15 protein-coding genes are annotated in these 17,411 nt (G+C 60.0%); 2 read left to right on the plus strand and 13 right to left on the minus strand.

What is annotated here, in order from left to right:
- Nucleotides 1-2: 2 nt before the first annotated feature.
- The 13 genes from mraY to dapF all read right to left on the minus strand — a co-directional run bounded on the left by mraY (nucleotide 3) and on the right by dapF (nucleotide 14,771).
- Nucleotides 3-1,181, minus strand: coding sequence for a phospho-N-acetylmuramoyl-pentapeptide-transferase (gene mraY / locus HEQ17_RS02440; protein WP_296291105.1), 1,179 nt, complete (start codon nucleotides 1,179-1,181; stop codon nucleotides 3-5).
- Nucleotides 1,171-2,628: a UDP-N-acetylmuramoyl-tripeptide--D-alanyl-D-alanine ligase gene (gene murF / locus HEQ17_RS02445; RefSeq protein WP_296291106.1), complete on the minus strand. Its 1,458-nt coding sequence runs from the start codon at nucleotides 2,626-2,628 to the stop codon at nucleotides 1,171-1,173. The genes mraY and murF overlap by 11 nt, the downstream gene beginning before the upstream one ends.
- Nucleotides 2,625-4,148: a UDP-N-acetylmuramoyl-L-alanyl-D-glutamate--2,6-diaminopimelate ligase gene (locus HEQ17_RS02450; RefSeq protein WP_296291107.1), complete on the minus strand. Its 1,524-nt coding sequence runs from the start codon at nucleotides 4,146-4,148 to the stop codon at nucleotides 2,625-2,627. The genes murF and HEQ17_RS02450 overlap by 4 nt, the downstream gene beginning before the upstream one ends.
- Entirely contained in the window at nucleotides 4,148-5,893 is a 1,746-nt protein-coding gene (locus HEQ17_RS02455; protein ID WP_296291108.1) for a penicillin-binding protein 2, read from the minus strand. The genes HEQ17_RS02450 and HEQ17_RS02455 overlap by 1 nt, the downstream gene beginning before the upstream one ends.
- On the minus strand, nucleotides 5,890-6,219 hold the full coding sequence (gene ftsL, locus HEQ17_RS02460; RefSeq protein ID WP_296291109.1) for a cell division protein FtsL: 330 nt from the start codon (nucleotides 6,217-6,219) through the stop codon (nucleotides 5,890-5,892). Before ftsL ends, HEQ17_RS02455 begins: the two co-directional genes overlap by 4 nt.
- Nucleotides 6,216-7,145: a 16S rRNA (cytosine(1402)-N(4))-methyltransferase RsmH gene (rsmH, locus tag HEQ17_RS02465; RefSeq protein ID WP_296291110.1), complete on the minus strand. Its 930-nt coding sequence runs from the start codon at nucleotides 7,143-7,145 to the stop codon at nucleotides 6,216-6,218. The genes ftsL and rsmH overlap by 4 nt, the downstream gene beginning before the upstream one ends.
- 5 nt (nucleotides 7,146-7,150) lie before the next feature.
- Nucleotides 7,151-7,579: a division/cell wall cluster transcriptional repressor MraZ gene (gene mraZ, locus HEQ17_RS02470; protein WP_296291111.1), complete on the minus strand. Its 429-nt coding sequence runs from the start codon at nucleotides 7,577-7,579 to the stop codon at nucleotides 7,151-7,153.
- Between the two features lie 378 nt (nucleotides 7,580-7,957).
- Entirely contained in the window at nucleotides 7,958-9,118 is a 1,161-nt protein-coding gene (locus HEQ17_RS02475) for a reverse transcriptase domain-containing protein (protein WP_296291112.1), read from the minus strand.
- Between the two features lie 462 nt (nucleotides 9,119-9,580).
- Nucleotides 9,581-10,732 carry an RNA polymerase-binding protein DksA gene (gene dksA, locus HEQ17_RS02480; RefSeq protein ID WP_366938010.1) on the minus strand — a complete coding sequence of 384 codons (1,152 nt, stop codon included), beginning with the start codon at nucleotides 10,730-10,732 and terminating at the stop codon, nucleotides 9,581-9,583.
- Nucleotides 10,733-11,049: 317 nt separating this feature from the next.
- A complete protein-coding gene (locus HEQ17_RS02485; protein WP_296291113.1) occupies nucleotides 11,050-12,084 on the minus strand; it encodes a GTP-binding protein in 1,035 nt (344 codons plus the stop codon).
- 117 nt (nucleotides 12,085-12,201) lie between these two features.
- Nucleotides 12,202-13,176 carry a tyrosine recombinase XerC gene (locus HEQ17_RS02490; protein WP_296291114.1) on the minus strand — a complete coding sequence of 325 codons (975 nt, stop codon included), beginning with the start codon at nucleotides 13,174-13,176 and terminating at the stop codon, nucleotides 12,202-12,204.
- A 3-nt stretch (nucleotides 13,177-13,179) separates the two neighbouring features.
- On the minus strand, nucleotides 13,180-13,869 hold the full coding sequence (locus tag HEQ17_RS02495) for a DUF484 family protein (protein ID WP_296291115.1): 690 nt from the start codon (nucleotides 13,867-13,869) through the stop codon (nucleotides 13,180-13,182).
- A gap of 17 nt (nucleotides 13,870-13,886) precedes the next feature.
- Entirely contained in the window at nucleotides 13,887-14,771 is an 885-nt protein-coding gene (gene dapF, locus HEQ17_RS02500) for a diaminopimelate epimerase (RefSeq protein WP_296291116.1), read from the minus strand.
- Nucleotides 14,772-14,869: 98 nt separating this feature from the next.
- Here dapF and HEQ17_RS02505 point away from each other — a divergent pair, with 98 nt between their 5' ends.
- Both HEQ17_RS02505 and HEQ17_RS02510 read left to right on the plus strand, forming a co-directional pair.
- Entirely contained in the window at nucleotides 14,870-16,516 is a 1,647-nt protein-coding gene (locus HEQ17_RS02505; RefSeq protein WP_296291117.1) for an MBL fold metallo-hydrolase, read from the plus strand.
- A gap of 28 nt (nucleotides 16,517-16,544) precedes the next feature.
- On the plus strand, nucleotides 16,545-17,240 hold the full coding sequence (locus HEQ17_RS02510; protein WP_296291118.1) for a S4 domain-containing protein: 696 nt from the start codon (nucleotides 16,545-16,547) through the stop codon (nucleotides 17,238-17,240).
- The last annotated feature ends 171 nt before the right edge of the window (nucleotides 17,241-17,411 follow it).

Genomic DNA, 17,411 nt, shown 5'->3' on the forward strand with positions numbered 1-17,411 from the left:
GCTTACCTCAGCTTCAGGGTCGATAAGCCGACCAGGCACAGCAGCATGGTGATGATCCAGAAACGCACAACGACTTGCGTTTCCTTCCAGCCGCTCTTTTCAAAATGGTGGTGCAAGGGTGCCATTTTCAGAATCCGACGCCCTTCACCGTATTTTTTCTTGGTGTACTTGAAGTAAGTCACTTGCGCCATGACCGACAAGGCCTCCACCACAAAGATACCTCCCATGATGGCCAGCACAATCTCCTGTCGCACGATGACAGCGATGGTGCCCAACGCAGCCCCCAAAGCCAGCGCCCCCACATCACCCATGAAGACTTGGGCAGGGTGGGTGTTGAACCACAAAAAGGCCAAACCTGCGCCAGCGAGGGCAGCACAGAAAATCAGTAATTCTCCAGAACCCGGTATGTGTGGAAAGAAGAGGTATTTGGAAAAGACGGAACTGCCGGTCACATACGCAAACACGCCCAGAGCGGACCCCACCATCACCACTGGCATGATCGCCAAGCCATCGAGACCATCGGTCAAGTTCACGGCATTGCTCGATCCAACGATCACCAGGTAAGTCAGAATCACAAACCCCAGAATACCGAGGGGGTAGCTGATTTCCTTGAAGAAGGGCACTTGCAAAGCTGCATTGGGGGGCAATCTCACATCAAAACCGGACATGACCCATTGCACGAACAAGTCCATCACCCGCTCATTGGAACTTTCGGAAATGCTGAACACCAAATACAGCGCTGCCACCAATCCGATGACCGATTGCCAGAAGTACTTTTCGCGCGAGCGCATGCCTTCGGGGTCCTTGTTGACCACTTTGCGCCAGTCGTCTACCCAGCCAATGGCACCAAAGCCCAGGGTCACAATCAGCACGATCCAGACAAACCGGTTGGACAAGTCAAACCACAAAAGCGTCGAAATGGCGATCGACAACAGGATCAGCACACCACCCATGGTCGGTGTGCCGCTTTTGGCCATATGCGAAGCCATGCCATAGCCGCGAATGGGCTGACCAATTTTGAGCGATGTCAACCGTCGAATGACCCAAGGACCAGCAGCCAAACCAATCAGCAAAGCGGTCATTGCCGCCATCACGGCGCGAAAGGTGATGTATTGAAAGACGCGCAAAAATCCCCAGTCTGGTGACAAACTTTGCAACCATTGGGCCAGGCTAAGCAGCATGGGCCTCCCCTTTTTTGTTGTGATGCGCATCGGAGCCCGCCCCGTCCATGGCCTGCAAAGCTTCGATCACGCGCTCCATCTTCATGAAACGCGAGCCTTTGACGACGATGCTCAGAAATTGCGCAGCGCTTTGTTGCACCGCCGCCAACAGGCTGTCCATGTTTGCGAAGTGACGGGCATCACCGAACGCCTGCCCCGCAAACTGGCACAAATCACCCAGTGTGTAGACCGCCTCAATGCCACATTCGGCGGCATAGGCTCCTACCTCAGCATGGAATTGGGGGCCTTGATTGCCCACCTCGCCCATGTCGCCGAGGACCAGCAATCGTGGCGAGGGCAACTCGGTCAGCACATCGATGGCCGCACGCACCGAGTCGGGGTTGGCGTTGTAGGTGTCGTCCACCACGGTGATCTGCCCTGTTGCGCTGTGCACCACCATGGCGCGCGAGCGCCCCTTGACGGGCTCGAACGCCTGCAGGCCCTGTGCAACAGCCGCCAAACTGACCCCTGCCGCCAAAGCACACGCACTGGCGGCCAAAGCATTTTTGAGATTGTGGCGCCCCGCAATGTGCAAGCGAACCGGTGCCGTTCCCTCCGCCGCCTTCAGAGTGAAATGCCAAGCCCCCGATTGCCAAACCACCACAGCCGCCCGAACATCGCTCGGTACTTCGGCATGGCCCATGGCGAAGGTACGCTGAGGTCGTGGGCCGGACTGTGCTTGCCAGATGGCGGTGTAGGTATCGTCCGAGGGGTAAACCGCTACCCCATGGCTGGGCAAGGCCTCCAGCGCTGCGCCGTTTTCCAGGGCCACCGCCTCCACCGTGCCCATGAACTCCTGATGCTCACGCTGCGCGTTGTTGACCAAGGCCACAGTGGGCTGGGCCATACGGGCCAAATAGGCGATTTCGCCAGGGTGGTTCATGCCCAACTCGACCACGGCGATGCGGTGATGGGCGCGTAAATTGAGCAAGGTCAGCGGCACGCCAATGTCGTTGTTCAGATTGCCTTGCGTCGACAAGGCATGCTCCCCGGCCAGAACGCGCAAAATCGCCGCGATCATTTGTGTCACGGTGGTTTTGCCGTTGCTACCGGTAACGGCAATCAAGGGCAGCTCAAACTGTGCGCGCCAGCCTGCTGCCAATTCGCCCAGCGCCACGCGGGCATCAGGCACCACCACAGCGGGCAAACCATGGGCCAAGGCATCGGGTTCGCCTGAAACTTCGCACACCACAGCCACGGCCCCCAATGCCTTGGCCTGGGCCATGAACTGGTTGCCATCAAACCGCTCACCGCGCAATGCCACAAAGAGATCGCCCGGGCGCAAGCTGCGGCTGTCGGTGTGCACCCGATCCACCACCACGGACTGGATGTTGACACCACGAGCCTTGTTCAACCAAGGCAGAGCCAATGCCAGCTTCAGGTTCATGGGGACATGGATTTTGCTCATGCCGACGCCTCCTGATGCTGCGGCAGGCGCAGTTGCAAGGCCATGCGGGCGTGATCAAGGTCTGAAAATGGGTGCCGAACGCCCATGATTTCTTGTTCCGACTCGTGACCTTTGCCAGCGAGCAAAACCACATCTCGGGCTGCCGCTTGGCTCAGAACCTCTGAAATGGCCAAGGCACGGTCCAACTGCACTCGAACCTGTTGGGGTCGCTGAAGCCCCTTCACCATGGCCGCCACAATGGCTTGCGGCGATTCAGAGCGGGGGTTGTCGCTGGTCAACACCACATGGTCAGCAGCAGCCTCGGCAGCCGCAGCCATCAAGGGGCGCTTGTTGGCATCGCGGTCACCGCCGCAGCCGAGCAGACACCACAATCGGCCGCCGCGCAATGCCGCCAGCGAACGCAAAGACATCAAGGCCTGTGCGACGGCATCTGGTGTGTGTGCGTAATCGACCACAACCAGAGGCAAGTCCTGATCACTCGCACCGGCCTGTACGCGCTGCATGCGTCCGGGCACTGGCGTCAAGTGCGCACAAGCCTTGACGGCCGTTGCCAGATCGACGCCCAATGCACGCAAACTCCCCATGACGCCCAGCAGGTTGTCAATGTTGTAGTCGCCGATCAAGCCGGTGCGCAGTGTCTGAACCTGGCCGTCTTCGATCACATCAAAAGCCAGACCGTCGCCACTGGGCAGAGCGCGGGCTTGCAAGCGTGCTGCGCCACGCCGCGAGCAGGTCCAGAGATCCAGCGGGCCACCCTGCAACTGCCGGGCCAGGCGCTCACCCTGGGCGTCGTCGGTATTGATCACGGCGGCATGCAAACCAGGCCAGTTGAACAGCGCAGACTTGGCTAACCAATAGCGGTCCATGTCACCGTGGTAGTCCAGGTGGTCTTGCGTGAAATTGGTGAAAACCGCCACACGAATCTGGGTGCCACTGAGGCGGTGTTCTGCCAAACCGATCGAGGACGCCTCAATGGCGCAGTGCGTCAAGCCCGCATCGGCCATGGCTCGGAATTGTTGCTGCAGAAAGACCGGATCAGGCGTGGTCATGCCGGTCGACACCAGATCAGGCACACACCCCACACCCAAAGTCCCGATCAGTCCACATTTTTGCGCCAACTCGGGCGAAGACAGAGCTTGCGCCAACCACCAAGTGGTCGAGGTCTTGCCGTTGGTGCCCGTTACAGCCAGAACCTGCAAGGCTTGGCTGGGCTTCCTGTAATACACATCCGCCAGCCCACCTGTTTGCGCCTTGAGCTCAGGCATGCAAGCCAATTTGTCGCACCAGGCAGCGATGTCCAAAGACGTCAGCCAAGGCGCATGGCCTTGCTCCTCGATCAGACAGGCGCTGGCGCCTTGGGTCAGGGCTTGCCCGAGGTAGCGACGTCCGTCGGTTGCTGCGCCCGGCCAGGCAATGAAGGCATCGCCCTGCTGCACCAAGCGGCTGTCGGTGCGCAGCTCACCCGTCACCCGTGAGCGCAGCCACGAAACCGCCTGTGAAGCGCTGTGCAGGGTCTGCATCAAAACGACTCCTCAACCGTCTTGGCCACAATCTGCGGTTTGACCGCCATGTCGGGCTGCACCCCCATCAAACGCAGTGTTTGCTGCACCGTCTGACTGAACACCGGAGCTGCCACAGCGCCGCCGTAATAAACACCGTTCGAGGGTTCGTCGATCATCACGGCCACCACGATCCGCGGCTGATCAATGGGGGCAATGCCCACGAAAAAACCACGGTATTTTTTGCTGGCGTATCCCTTGCCCTCTTGCTTGCGTGCGGTTCCTGATTTGCCACCGACCGAATAGCCCATGGTCTGGGCTTTCTGACCGGTGCCGCCGGGCCCTGAAGCCATTTGCAGCATCTTACGCATCGCTTTGGCATGCTCCGGGCTGAACACCCGCGTGCCTACCACTGGCTGGTTGGTTTTCATGAGTGTGGCCGGCACGATTTCACCGTCTCTGGCAAAGACGGTGTAGGCGCGTGCCACCTGAAACAAACTGCTGGAGACACCATAGCCATAACTCATGGTGGCTTGCTCAACCGGACGCCAGGTTTTGTAGGGCCGCAGGCGACCACTGACCACTCCGGGAAACGGTAACTGAGGTTTTTGACCAAAGCCCAAATCGGCGAACATCTCCCACATCTCGCGGGGCTGCAACTGCATGGCCATCTTGACGGTGCCCACGTTGCTGGACTTCTGGATGACCTCATTGACCGTCAGAACCCCATAGGGGTGTACATCGGAGATGGTGGAGCCGGTGATGTTGATCCGGCCCGGCGCAGTCTGAATGGGGGTTTCGGGCTTGACCAGCCCCTGCTGCAACGCCAAGGCCACGGTGAAGGGTTTCATAGTGGAGCCAGGCTCAAAGCTGTCGGTCAAGGCCCGGTTGCGCAACTGCTCACCCGTCAGATTGACCCGCTTGTCGGGGGAATAACTCGGGTAGTTGGCCAAAGCCAGAATTTCACCGCTCTGAGCGTCCAGCACCACCACACTGCCCGCCTTGGCCTTGTGCTGAGCCACAGCATCGCGCAACGTCTGGTATGCATAAAACTGAACTTTGCTGTCAATGCTCAGTTGCAGATCTTGTCCATCCACCGGTGGCACGGTCTCACCCACCACTTCGACCACTCGGCCCAAACGGTCCTTGATCACCCGGCGAGAACCCGCCTGACCGGCCAACTGCTTTTGGAAGATCAGCTCAACGCCTTCCTGGCCTTTGTCCTCGACATTGGTGAAGCCCACGATGTGCGCTGCAGCCTCACCCTCCGGGTAAAGGCGCTTGTATTCCTTGATGTCATAGACCCCTTTGATGTTCAGGGCACGGATGTCCTTCACAACGGATTCATCCATTTGACGGCGCAGCCAGACAAAGGTTTTTTCCTCGTTCTTGAGCTTGGCTTCCAACTCGGCCGGTGCCATGTCCAGCAACTTGGCCAACTGACGCAATTTGACCGGATCGCGCTCCAAATCCTCCGGGTTGGCCCAGATGCTGGGTGCTGGCACGCTGGAGGCCAACAGCACACCGTTGCGGTCCAGCACACGCCCCCGATTGGCCGGCAATGTCAAGGTTCTTGCAAATCGCACCTCGCCCTGACGGATGAAGAAGTCGTTGTCAATGACCTGCACATGCGCGGCTCGCCCCACCAGCCCGGTGAAGCCCAAGGCCATCGCAGCCACAATCAATTTACTGCGCCATACGGGTGTTTTGCTGGCCAGCAATGGGCTGGCAGTCAACTGCACGCTGCGACTGTGGGCCCGACTCATGGCGTACCACCCTGTTTAGACTCTGCACCTGAGTCTTGCGCTGCGACGGCTGAATTGGCAGCACCCGTTGCGGTCACGTACTGGGTGATGGCAGGAGAGACATTGCGCATCTGCAGCTGCACACGGGCAATTTTCTCCACACGCAAGGGCGTGGTTTGTGCGCGGCGCTCCACCTCCATGCGATCCAGATCCAGCTCAATGCGGTGACTTTCCTTGCGGGCTGACTCCAGCGCCATGAACAAGCGTCTTGATTCATAGTGGCTGTGCACTAACAACAGGGCACTGCCCACCGCGGCCACCAACAAGAACATGTTCAAGCGCATCATGCGGGCACCTCGGTACGCTCGGCCATTCGCATGATGGCACTGCGTGCGCGTGGGTTGCCGCGCACCTCAGTCTCGCTGGGGCGGCGACGACCACACAAGTTCAATCGCATCTTGACGGGCTCAGCAAACGGCACGCGACGATCCACCACCTCTTTGGCGTGCTTGGACATGAACTGCTTGACGATCCGGTCTTCCAGAGAGTGGAAACTGATGACCACCAAGCGCCCCCCGGGCGCAAGCACCCGCAAGCAGCCCTCTAGCGCCTGTTGGAGCTCTTCAAGTTCGGCATTGATGAAAATCCGAAAAGCCTGAAATGTCCGCGTTGCAGGGTTCTGGCCCGGCTCGCGGGTTTTGACCGTGTCAGCCACGAGCTGGGCCAAATCGGTGGTGCTTGAAATTGGGCCCCGTTCCTGTCGGCGAGCCACAAGCGCCTTTGCAATCTGAAAAGCAAACCGTTCTTCGCCATAGTCACGTACCACCTCCGAGATTTGATCTACCGAGGCCGTCGCCAGCCAACAGGCCACACTCTCTCCGCGCGTGGTGTCCATGCGCATGTCGAGCGGACCTTCAAAACGAAAAGAAAAACCCCTCTCGGGGCTGTCAATTTGAGGTGAGCTGATGCCCAAGTCCATCAACACGCCATCGACACTGCCTGTGGGCAGTTCGCCGAGGTGCGAAAAGCCCTCGTGCCGGATGGAAAAACGCACATCATCGATGCGCCCGGCTTCGGCAATCGCCTCCGGGTCTTTGTCAAAAGCCAGCAAACGCCCCTGCTTCGACAGCCGCGACAGGATCAGACGCGAATGGCCACCACGGCCAAAAGTGGCGTCCACATAATGGCCATCCACTGCTGCAGGAGCCTGCAGCAGTTCGTCCACCGCTTCGTTTAAAAGCACGGTGGTGTGGGACAGGACGGCTTCGGTCATGGCGTTCAGAATGAAAATTCCTTGAACACATTGGGCATATCGCCCTGTATGGCCTGCGCTTCTTGTGCGTCGTAGGTGGCTTTGTCCCACAACTCAAAGTGATTGCCCATGCCCAGCAGCATGGTGTCTCTGGAAATGCCGGCCGCTTGGCGTAATTCGGGCGAAATCAGCACGCGTCCGGTGCCGTCCATCTCGACATCCATGGCGTTGCCCAAGAAGATGCGCTTCCACCACTGGGCCGACATGGGCAGTTGAGCTATGCGTTCACGGAATTTTTCCCACTCCGGGCGAGTAAACACCATCAGGCAACCGTGCGGGTGTCGGGTGATCGTCAGCTGCCCTTGCGCCGTGGCGCTCAGGACGTCACGGTGCCGGGTCGGCACAGACAACCGCCCCTTGGCATCCAGACTCAGCGATGAAGCCCCTTGAAACACAGCAGCGACCTTTTCCTGTTGAAATGCACAAGCGAAGACACTTTTCTCCACTTAATTGCACTTTTTTGCACTGTATCAGGAATTCAATGCAACTCAACAGGTGTCGATCGATTTTTTTCAATGAAACCAATGGCTTAGCGCTGAAATTAAAGTCGTTTTGAACGAAAATTTCTTTGTAAATTAGGCACTTATGAACGGCACTGAAAGTAAGTCGTTAAGCAATTGCAAAGAAATCAGCAAATGAAGCGAAGTCAATGGCTGTGCTCAGCGGCACCCGCCCGCAAGCAGAATCGGCATAGGGGGGCCGCAATTATTGCAGCCGCCCCTGCCACACCACCGGGCATGCGGGTCCGCACCGGGCGGTTCGAGAGCTTGAGGTCATGTCAGCCTTGGCACTCCCAACCCATCAAAGTACGCAATCGTCAGCACCGTCTTGAGCAACCGGTCACTGTTGCGCCACCAGCGACGGCTGTTCACCGCCACTTGCCGCGCCACATTCTCCTTCGCTCCCAATGCCTTCAATTCCCGATAGATCGCCCTGGGCCGTTTCCAGTGCTTGAGCTGGATGGCCCGCAGTCGGTGGCGCAGCCACTCGTCCAGCTCGCGCCAGACCCTGGTTGTTTGCGCCATCCCGAAGTACGCCTTCCAGCCCAGCAGGTAGGGCCGCAGTTTCTCCACCACTTGCGCCATGCTGCACCCGCCCGAGCGGCACGTGAGTTGCCGGATGCGAGCCTTGAAGTTGTCCAGTGCCTTGTAGGCCACCGCACATTTGACTTCTTTGCCCTTGGCCATCCACAACGCATACCCCAGGAACTTGCGCCCAAGGGCGCTGGCCACTGCACTCTTGGCTTCGTTGATCTGAAGCTTCAAGCCCGTGTACAGCTTCCTGAGGTAGACCATCACCCTCTCGCCCGCCTGCTTGCTGCCCACGTAGACGTTGCAGTCGTCGGCGTAGCGCGCGAAGCAGTAGCTGCGCGCCTCCAACGCCTTGCCCACTTCGTCTAGCAGCACGTTGGCCAACAGCGGACTGAGCGGTCCGCCTTGCGGCGTGCCCAGATGGCGATCGACCACCACCCCGCCATCCATGATCCCAGCGTTCAAGTAAGCCCGAATCAGCCGGATGACTCCAGCGTCGTCGATGCGCCTTTTGAGCCTGTCGATCAGGATGTCGTGGTTGACCCGGTCAAAGAACTTGGCCAGGTCCACGTCCACCACCACGCGTTTGCCCGATTGGACGTACGCCCGTGCGGCCTTGACCGCATCGTGTGCACGCCTGCCCGGTCGAAACCCGTGGCTGTGGTCGCTGAAGGTGGGGTCGATCAGCGGTTGCAGCACCTGTAAAAGGGCCTGCAGGTTCTGTCTCGTCAGCGCCGCCTCCAGCAGACCACCAGTGCCTGCCAGCTGCTTTGCCGACCCTGTGCGCGGGTGCTCAAGAGGCGGGCCGCAGGCTTCGCCGCTGGCAAGATCACTGGCGGCTTCACCGCTTGCTACGCTTGCCCGCCCAGGTTGCCCCGGCATCTGACGCATGGCCTTTGACATCTTCTTGTCCTCGCTCACTCACTCTCGTTCGGTCCTTCGTGCTGGCCGCACCTCCCATTCAGGTTTCGGGCTTGCACTACTACGACCTGTGCTGACTTCTCACTCCGGCAATGCCGTCTTCCTTTCGGAAACAAGGCGAGATCTCCCCGGGTAAGAACGCACTCCTTCGCTGCACAACCGCTGCATCTACGCCACTTCGCCTTGATCACGAGAGCTTCGCGGTAAACGGCCCGCTCGCCCTGCTTGGCAGCGCCTTCTATGCAGTTCTTGTTCATCGGCTCGCAGTTTCGCTCCACGCTTCCTTCCCACACTCGGTCACCCTCATGCAGTTGCGCTTCGCTTCGTTCGCTGTGATCAACTTACGGGAGGACTTGCACCTCCAGGAGTGCGCCCGTGCCGGGCGCACCGTAAAAAAACCCCTGGGCAGGGGTTTTGGGGATGCACCCATCGGGCCAAGCCGCTTCAATCGCCAAACATTTTTTGCTTCAACTCGCGCCGTTGCTGGGCTTCCAAAGACAAGGTGGCTGTAGGGCGAGCCAACAGGCGCCCCACACCGATGGGCTCGCCGGTTTCGTCACAGTAACCGTATTCACCCGCGTCGATCAAACCGATCGACTGCTCGATCTTCTTGAGCAACTTACGCTCTCGGTCGCGGGTGCGCAACTCCAGTGCGTGCTCTTCTTCGATGGTGGCGCGGTCGGCCGGGTCGGGCACGACCACCGTGTCTTCGCGCAGGTGCTCGGTGGTGGCACCGGCGCTGTTCAGGATTTCCTGCTTCAACTGAACCAGTTTGCGTCGGAAAAAGGCCAACTGAAGGCTGTTCATGTACTCCGTATCGGGCATGGCCAGAATTTCTGCGTCAGTCAAGTCTTGAGCGGGCTTGGTCTTCCAGTTATTGGCCAGCTTGGGGTCTTTCTTGATGGGTGCAAAAGGCGCCGAGACCGTTGCCACAGGGGCACTGGGCATGAAACTGGCCTTGGCTGCCGTGGAGGCTACCGCCGGGGGCAAAGAGGGCACCGTGATCTGAGCCAGCCGTGCAGAAGGCCGTGTGGCTCGAACCAATGGATCGGGAGCACGGGGTACAGCCGTCTCAGCAGCTTGGACAACCACAGGCCTTGCTGTCGCCACTTTTTTAACATTCATGGATTTCGTTTCAGATACAGGGGTCATCTTGGGGTTTGCCGACTTCGGCACCACTTTGCTCTTGACTGCTGGAGAGGGCTTGGCGGCTGCGCGCGCTTTGTCGACGGCAAGCGCACCGGCTTTACGGGGAGTTTTGGCGGCAACTGCTGGAGGGCTCACTGCAGATTTGACCGTCTTCAAGGTTTTTGTGGGCGCGGCAGGTTTTTTACCTTTTGCGCCTGCTGCCGCTCTAGCCACCGCGGTTTTGGGGGCCACCACTGCTTTTTTCACAGCCACTGCTTTTTTCACGGCCACCGCTTTTTTCACAGCCACTGCTTTTTTCACAGCCACTGCTTTTTTCACGGCCACCGCTTTTTTCACAGCCACTGCTTTTTTCACGGCCACCGCTTTTTTCACAGCCACCGCTTTTTTCACAGCCACCGCTTTTTTCACGGCCGCCGTTTTTTTTGTGGCCACAGTTTTTTTGGCCACTGGGGCCTTCCGGGATGTCGATGCCGCTTTTTGAGCGAGCACTGCTTTTTTATTAGAGGTCTTCACGTCTTGTCTCCTAGCCATGTGAGAAGGCAGGCCCAAACCTCTTGCCAACGGGCGGCAACCGATTGAGAAACCTGTTCATTTGCATTCAAAACCCGTGTTTTAGACCTGGTAGGGGTCACCAGCCCCCCAAAAAATGGAAGGCTTCAGGCGGGCGATTGTAGCGATAAGAACGGTCAAAAAATGGGGCGCTGAAGATTAAAGGCCGATTGGAGCAGATGGCCAGACAGGCCTGCTTTGTGTCCACCCCAACTTCAGACCAAACATTGCTCCAGGCCTTGCAACAAAATATCCTTGGGCAAATCGATGCCAATGAATACCATCTTGCTTGTTCTCACCTCACCATCGACCCAGATCGGACCCAAATCGCTGCCCATGAGTTGGTGTACGCCCTGGAAAATCACCTTGCGCTCAGTGCCGCGCATATTCAAAACGCCCTTGTAGCGCAGCATGCGGGGGCCATAAATGTTGACGATGGCCCCCAAAAAGTCTTCCAGCTTGGCAGGGTCAAAGGGTTTTTCAGACCGAAAAACAAAGCTTTTCACATCGTCATCATGGTGATGGTGATGACCATGCTCGTGGGCGTGGGAGGGGTGGTCGCAGTGCTCGCCATGCGCGTGGTCATGGGCCTCGTCCTTCAGAAAATCCGGGTCAATGTCCAGCTTGGCGTTCAGGTTAAAGCCCTTGAGGTCGAACACCTCGGACAGCGCAACCTCGCCGAAATGCACCACTTTTTGTGGGGCACGCGGGTTCATGTGTTTGAGGCGGTGCTGCAAGGCGTCGAGCTCTTGCGGCGAAACCAGATCGGCCTTGCTGACGAAGATCTGATCGGCAAAGCCGACTTGGCGACGGGCTTCCTGGCGGTCGTTCAATTGCTGGGCCGCGTGTTTGGCGTCCACGAGGGTCAGGATGGAGTCCAGCAAATAAGTCTCGGCGATCTCGTCATCCATGAAAAAAGTCTGCGCCACCGGGCCGGGATCGGCCAGGCCCGTGGTCTCGATCACGATGCGGTCAAAGTCCAGCAAACCCTTGCGGCGCTTGGTGGCCAAGAGCTGCAAGGTCACGCGCAGGTCTTCGCGGATGGTGCAGCAGATGCAGCCATTGCTCATCTGAATGATCTGCTCGTTGGTGTCCGAGAACAGGATGTCGTTGTCGATGTTTTCCTCGCCAAACTCGTTCTCGATCACGGCAATTTTCTGGCCGTGGGCCTCGGTCAGCACGCGTTTGAGCAGTGTGGTTTTACCCGAGCCCAAAAAGCCGGTCAGGATGGTGGTGGGGATCAGGGACATGGCGCGGTTCCGCTTCAAAACAGGTAGGCAACAGTTAGGGAGTGTATCGATGAATTCAAGCTCAACCTGAGCCCGACAGACATGGCCGCACTCGGCATCGGCTCCTTGGCCGGTGCCTCATTTGCGCTTGGCGCGGGGGTGGGCGGCGTCGTAGGCCTTGGCCAGGTGCTGAAAATCCAGCCGGGTATAGACCTGGGTGGTGCTGATGTTGGCGTGGCCCAGCAGCTCTTGCACCGCCCGCAGATCGCCACTCGACTGGAGCACATGGCTGGCAAAGGAGTGGCGCAGCATGTGCGGGTGCACCGGAGTGGCCAAGCCCGCCAGCAGGCTGCGGCGCTTGAGGCGTTGGGCCACACCCCGCGGCGTCAGGCGCGTGCCGTGGCGTCCAGGAAACAGCGCCAGCGCCAGAGCAGATGCACCCGGTGTGGGTTGCGTGAGCATGCCCGGCAATTGCGAACGCACGGCCAGCCAGTTCGTCAGCGCCTCGATGGCCGCACGCCCCAAAGGCACGCTGCGGCGCTTGCTGCCTTTGCCCTGCACTTGCACCTCGGCGTTTTGCAGGTCGATCCAGCCACGCCCGGCACGCGCCGCCTCGGTGCTGGCCACCACGTCCAGGCCCGTCAGCTCGGCAATGCGCAGGCCGCAGCCGTACAGCAGCTCCACCATGGCCGCATCGCGGGCTTCGAGCCAGGGGTCGTCGTTTGCTTCCTCGTACTCGGCCAATTGCACGGCTTCGTCCACCCCCAGCGCTTTGGGCAAAGGTTTGGCCACACGCGGGGCGCGCACCTCGGTCACCGGGTTTTGGGCAACCAGGCCTTCGCGACCCAACCAGGTGTAAAACCCGCGCCAGCCCGACAGGATCAGGGCAATGCCGCGCCCACTGCGTCCGGCACTGTGCATCTGCGCGACCCAGCGGCGGATGTGTCTGTTTTCCACCTTCAGCAATGGCATTCCCGATGCTGCAGCCATTTCGGCCAGGCGGGCCAGATCCAGTTGGTACAGCGTGCAGGTGCGCTCGGCCAGCCGCTTTTCAAAGCGCACATGGTCCAGATAGCGGGACACCAGTGGATCGGTGGCCTGCATCTCTGACATGGCTCAGGCCCGCGCTGTTTGCAGTACCGACAAGGCGGCACCGGCCAACTCGGCCAAACGCTCCAGCAAATCGGTGCCCATCTGGCTGTTGAAGCGTTGGGCATCGGGCGAGGCCAATACCAGCAAACCCAAAGCGGGCTGCCCTGGTGCCGCGCGCAAGGCCAGCAAAGCCAGCGAAGCGGCCTGCGTGGGATCGTCCAGCCATTGCACGGCTTCGTACCCCGAATTGGGTCCCACATAAGGTCGATCCAGAGAACTGGCCAAAGCCTGCACTGCCTCGGTCACACCTTGTGCATAGGGGGCCTGCGCATGATTGGCCTGCAGCGACCACAGACGCAAAGCCACCTGCGGCACCTGAAACAGCTCGCGAATGTTGTCCAGCGCCGATGCGGCGATCTGGTCTTCGGGCGTGCGCATCAATTCGCAAGACCAGCGGTGCAGCTTATCGGTCAGGATCATGTTTTCGTTACCATGCCGGATCATGTCCATGATGCGCTGCTCCAGGCCCTTGATCTTGTCGCGCAGCATTTGGGCTTGACGCTCTTGCAAGCTCACCGTGCGGTGGCTTTGTGGGTGTGTCAGTTGCACCGTGGCCAGCAGCGAAGCGTGGCGCTCAAAAAAATCTGGTGTGTTCACCAGGTATTCGGCAATGTCATCTTCGGTGATCGGGCTCATGGGTTCAGAGTTGGTCATGTCTTGGCTCCAGAAATTCAGGAAAGGGTGTCGGGCAAGTCGATTTCGCCCTCAAAAACGGAAGTGGCAGGGCCGGTCATCAGCACCGGGCTGTCGGCCTGAGCGGCCCATTCAATGGTCAACACGCCGCCCGGGGCCAGCACGTCAACCCGGTTGTCCAGCCAGCCCTGGCGAATACCCAAGACCACCGCCGCACAGGCACCCGTGCCGCAGGCCAGCGTTTCGCCGACACCGCGCTCGAACACCCGCAATTTGATTTGCTTGCGCGAGACGATCTGCATGAAGCCAGCATTCACCCGATTGGGGAAAGCCGGGTGGTTTTCGATCAAAGGGCCTTGGACCAGCACCGGGAAAGTGTCCACATCTTCCACCCGTTGCACCGCGTGCGGGTTGCCCATGGACACCACGCCAACCCGTGCCATGGATGGGGCCATGCCCTGCACGCCCAAATTCAGGTCAAACACTGGCCACCCGTTGGCTTGGTCGCTGATGAGGCCCATCGGGTTGAATGGCACGCGTTCCCAATCAAAGATGGGCACGCCCATGTCCACCGTCACACGGCCATCGGGGTTCATGGTGAGCTCAATCTCGCCTAGCTGCACCTTCACACGAACAGTGGTTTTGTAGGTCAGGCCCTTGTCGCGCACATAGCGCACAAAGCAGCGAGCCCCGTTACCGCAGTGCTCCACCTCGCCGCCGTCGGCGTTGTGGATCACATATTCAAAGTCCAGGCCTGGCGCAGGGGATGGCCGCACGGTGAGGATCTGATCGGCTCCCACGCCAAAGTGGCGATTGGCCAAAAAACGGTACTGGGCCGCATTCAGGCCCAAGCGAGCACGCGTCTCGTCGAGCACGACAAAATCGTTGCCCGCGCCTTGCATCTTGGTAAAGCGAATGTGCATGGCCGCGATTATCGCCCCAGAGCTTGACCAGGACAGCTAGCGCAGCAGACCCCCTTGCACGCCAGAGTTCGCCCCGCAGGGCGGCCCGATAATGGGGCATGGCACGCACATCCCAACTCTTGTACCCCCAACGCGACCCCGCCCCCCTGCGCCCCGCAGCCACCGTGCTGCTCATGCGCGACGGCCCCCAAGGCATCGAGGTGCTGATGACTCGGCGCTCGATGACAGCCAGTTTTGCGCCCGGCGCCTACGTGTTCCCCGGCGGAGGCATTGACGCCGCCGACGCCCAGGCCCACGGCATGGCGCAGCGTCGCCCCAAACAAAGCGACTTGCACCTGACGCAAGCCATTGCCGCCATCCGCGAGAGCTTTGAAGAACTGGGCATCTTGTTCGCCCGCCATGCCGATGGCCGCTGGGCTGACAACGCTGACATTGCCCAGATCGACCGAAAAGCCTCTTTTGCCACCCAATGCCAGGCCCGAGGCCTGACGCTGGCCGCCGACCAGGTGTTCGTGCTGGCCCACTGGATCACCGACCGCGACCTGCCACGGCGCTTTGACGTGCCCTTTTTGGTGGCCCGCATGCCCGAAGGCCAGACCCCGGTGGCCGACGAATCCGAGCAGTTTGAGCCCGTCTGGGTGAACCCACAAGAAGCGCTGAACCGCCACGAAACGGGTGATTTTTTCATGGTCTACCCGACCATCCGCACGCTGCAGCGCCTGAAAGACTTTGCCAGCGTGGAAGCGGTGTTACAAGCCTGCGCCGTCAACGACGAACCGCTGTGGACCAGCTGCCCCCGCGCGGGCTGGCTGGCGGGCAACGAAGCGCGCTTCATGGAGCACGAAGCCCCGTTTGGCGAGCTGGCCCTGGTCACGCCCGACGGGCAAATCCACCACCACCTGGACTGGCAGACCGACCAGCCTGTGCCCCTGCTCAAGAACGTGCAGCGCCTGACCGCCCCCAACCCGGGCGTGATGACCGGCCCCGGCACCAACAGCTACTTGGTGGGCGACCCGAACACCGGCTACATCGCCATCGACCCCGGCCCGGCGGACATCGACCATCTGCAACGGATGTGGCGTGCGGCAGGTGGACAAATCAAGGCCATTGTGTGCACCCACTCTCACCCGGACCATTCGCCAGGCGCTGCGCCGCTGCAGGCACTGTGCACGAACAAGCCCCCCATCCTAGGCCTGTCTTCACGCCCCACATCCCGTGCCAACAGCCGCTTCACGCCGGATCGAGAGCTGACCGATGGCGAAAAACTGGTGCTGCAAGGCCTGGGTGTGGATGGCGAGATCACCCACACCCTGCATGTGGTGCACACCCCGGGCCATGCGGCCAACCATCTGTGCCTGGTGCTGGAAGAAGACGGTCTGCTGTTTTCGGGTGACCATGTGCTCAACGGCAGCACCACCGTGATCGACCCGCCCGACGGCCACATGGGCGATTATTTGGACTCGCTGGACAAGTTGGCTGCGGCGTGCGTTACCGGAGGCATCGAATTCATCTTGCCTGCGCACGGCCATGTGCTGGGCTTTGCCCACCAGGCCATCACCCACCTGAAGGCGCACCGCCTCAAGCGCGAGGCCAAGATTGCTGCCGCCATGCAGGCCCTGCCCCAAGGCAGCCTGCAGGAATGGGTAGAAAAAGCCTACGACGATGTGCCGCCCCGCCTGTGGCCAGTGGCCGCACGCTCACTGCAAGCGCATGTGGACCACATCCGCGAACAAACCCTGTCTTGATTCGCCTTAAGCATTTTTGAAAGCATGGATGATTTCCTCTGAAGAAGGCATACGCCTGGCCAAACGCGTGGCCGCCGAGCAACACTGCTCGCGCCGCGAAGCCGAAGCCCTGATCGTGGCTGGCGGCGTCCAAGTCGCCAGCAAAGTGGTGACCGACCCAGCCCGGCGTGTGCGGCCTGAACAAGCCGTTCAGGTCAACCGTTTGGTCTCCATGGCCGCCCTCGCCCCCATGACCTTGGCGCTGTTCAAGCCCGCCCACCGCGTGGCCAACTTGGCCTGGCTGCAAGACACCGTGGGCCTCAAAGCCGCCCAGCCGGGTCTTTGGGGGCCCGAACGCTTGGCCAAAATGCAAATGCCCTTGCCGCTGGCCAAACCCGCCAGCGGTTTGTGCATTTTTTCAGACGACATCGCCGTGCTGCGCCACCTGGAAGACCGCCGCAGCCCGATGGAGCAAGAATGGATGGCCACCGTGGGTGGCGAAGTGCCAGAGGGCACCATCAAGGCCTTGAACGGCCCCGGCATCCGCACCAGCATCAACCGCCAAACCGACACCCTGACGGTGCTGCGCATCGCTGGCAAGGACATCGACGGGCTGGAACTGGGCCGCTGGCTGGACGAACAATGCCCGCTGCAAGACCTGCGCCGTCAACGTGTAGGCCGTCTGAACCTGGCCCCCCTGGAGCCAGGGCAGTGGCGAGAACTGGCGGGGCACGAGCGGTTTTAATCTCTTTTTAATCCGATGGCAGGACAAAAAGACCTGTTTTACCCCTTGTAATAGCCTTGTTTATCTCCAAATGACAATCCAGTCTCAGAAAATAACTGTACAGTCACTGCTGTATGTCCTGCAGCCAAGACCCCACGGATGGCCCTTTCAAAAAGCCATCCAGAACGCAGA

The organism is Limnohabitans sp. (genome assembly GCF_023910625.1).
In the GTDB taxonomy this organism is placed as follows: domain Bacteria; phylum Pseudomonadota; class Gammaproteobacteria; order Burkholderiales; family Burkholderiaceae_C; genus Limnohabitans_A.

What these genes read in the sequence shown, in the direction of transcription:
- HEQ17_RS02455 (WP_296291108.1), bottom strand. Translation starts at nt 5,893, where the DNA reads ATGAGTCGGGCCCACAGTCGCAGCGTGCAGTTGACTGCCAGCCCATTG.
- mraY (WP_296291105.1), bottom strand. Translation starts at nt 1,181, where the DNA reads ATGCTGCTTAGCCTGGCCCAATGGTTGCAAAGTTTGTCACCAGACTGG.
- HEQ17_RS02475 (WP_296291112.1), bottom strand. Translation starts at nt 9,118, where the DNA reads ATGTCAAAGGCCATGCGTCAGATGCCGGGGCAACCTGGGCGGGCAAGC.
- HEQ17_RS02450 (WP_296291107.1), bottom strand. Translation starts at nt 4,148, where the DNA reads ATGCAGACCCTGCACAGCGCTTCACAGGCGGTTTCGTGGCTGCGCTCA.
- HEQ17_RS02495 (WP_296291115.1), bottom strand. Translation starts at nt 13,869, where the DNA reads ATGACCAACTCTGAACCCATGAGCCCGATCACCGAAGATGACATTGCC.
- HEQ17_RS02505 (WP_296291117.1), top strand. Translation starts at nt 14,870, where the DNA reads ATGGCACGCACATCCCAACTCTTGTACCCCCAACGCGACCCCGCCCCC.
- dapF (WP_296291116.1), bottom strand. Translation starts at nt 14,771, where the DNA reads ATGCACATTCGCTTTACCAAGATGCAAGGCGCGGGCAACGATTTTGTC.
- HEQ17_RS02485 (WP_296291113.1), bottom strand. Translation starts at nt 12,084, where the DNA reads ATGTCCCTGATCCCCACCACCATCCTGACCGGCTTTTTGGGCTCGGGT.
- ftsL (WP_296291109.1), bottom strand. Translation starts at nt 6,219, where the DNA reads ATGATGCGCTTGAACATGTTCTTGTTGGTGGCCGCGGTGGGCAGTGCC.
- HEQ17_RS02510 (WP_296291118.1), top strand. Translation starts at nt 16,545, where the DNA reads ATGATTTCCTCTGAAGAAGGCATACGCCTGGCCAAACGCGTGGCCGCC.
- murF (WP_296291106.1), bottom strand. Translation starts at nt 2,628, where the DNA reads ATGAGCAAAATCCATGTCCCCATGAACCTGAAGCTGGCATTGGCTCTG.
- rsmH (WP_296291110.1), bottom strand. Translation starts at nt 7,145, where the DNA reads ATGACCGAAGCCGTCCTGTCCCACACCACCGTGCTTTTAAACGAAGCG.
- HEQ17_RS02490 (WP_296291114.1), bottom strand. Translation starts at nt 13,176, where the DNA reads ATGTCAGAGATGCAGGCCACCGATCCACTGGTGTCCCGCTATCTGGAC.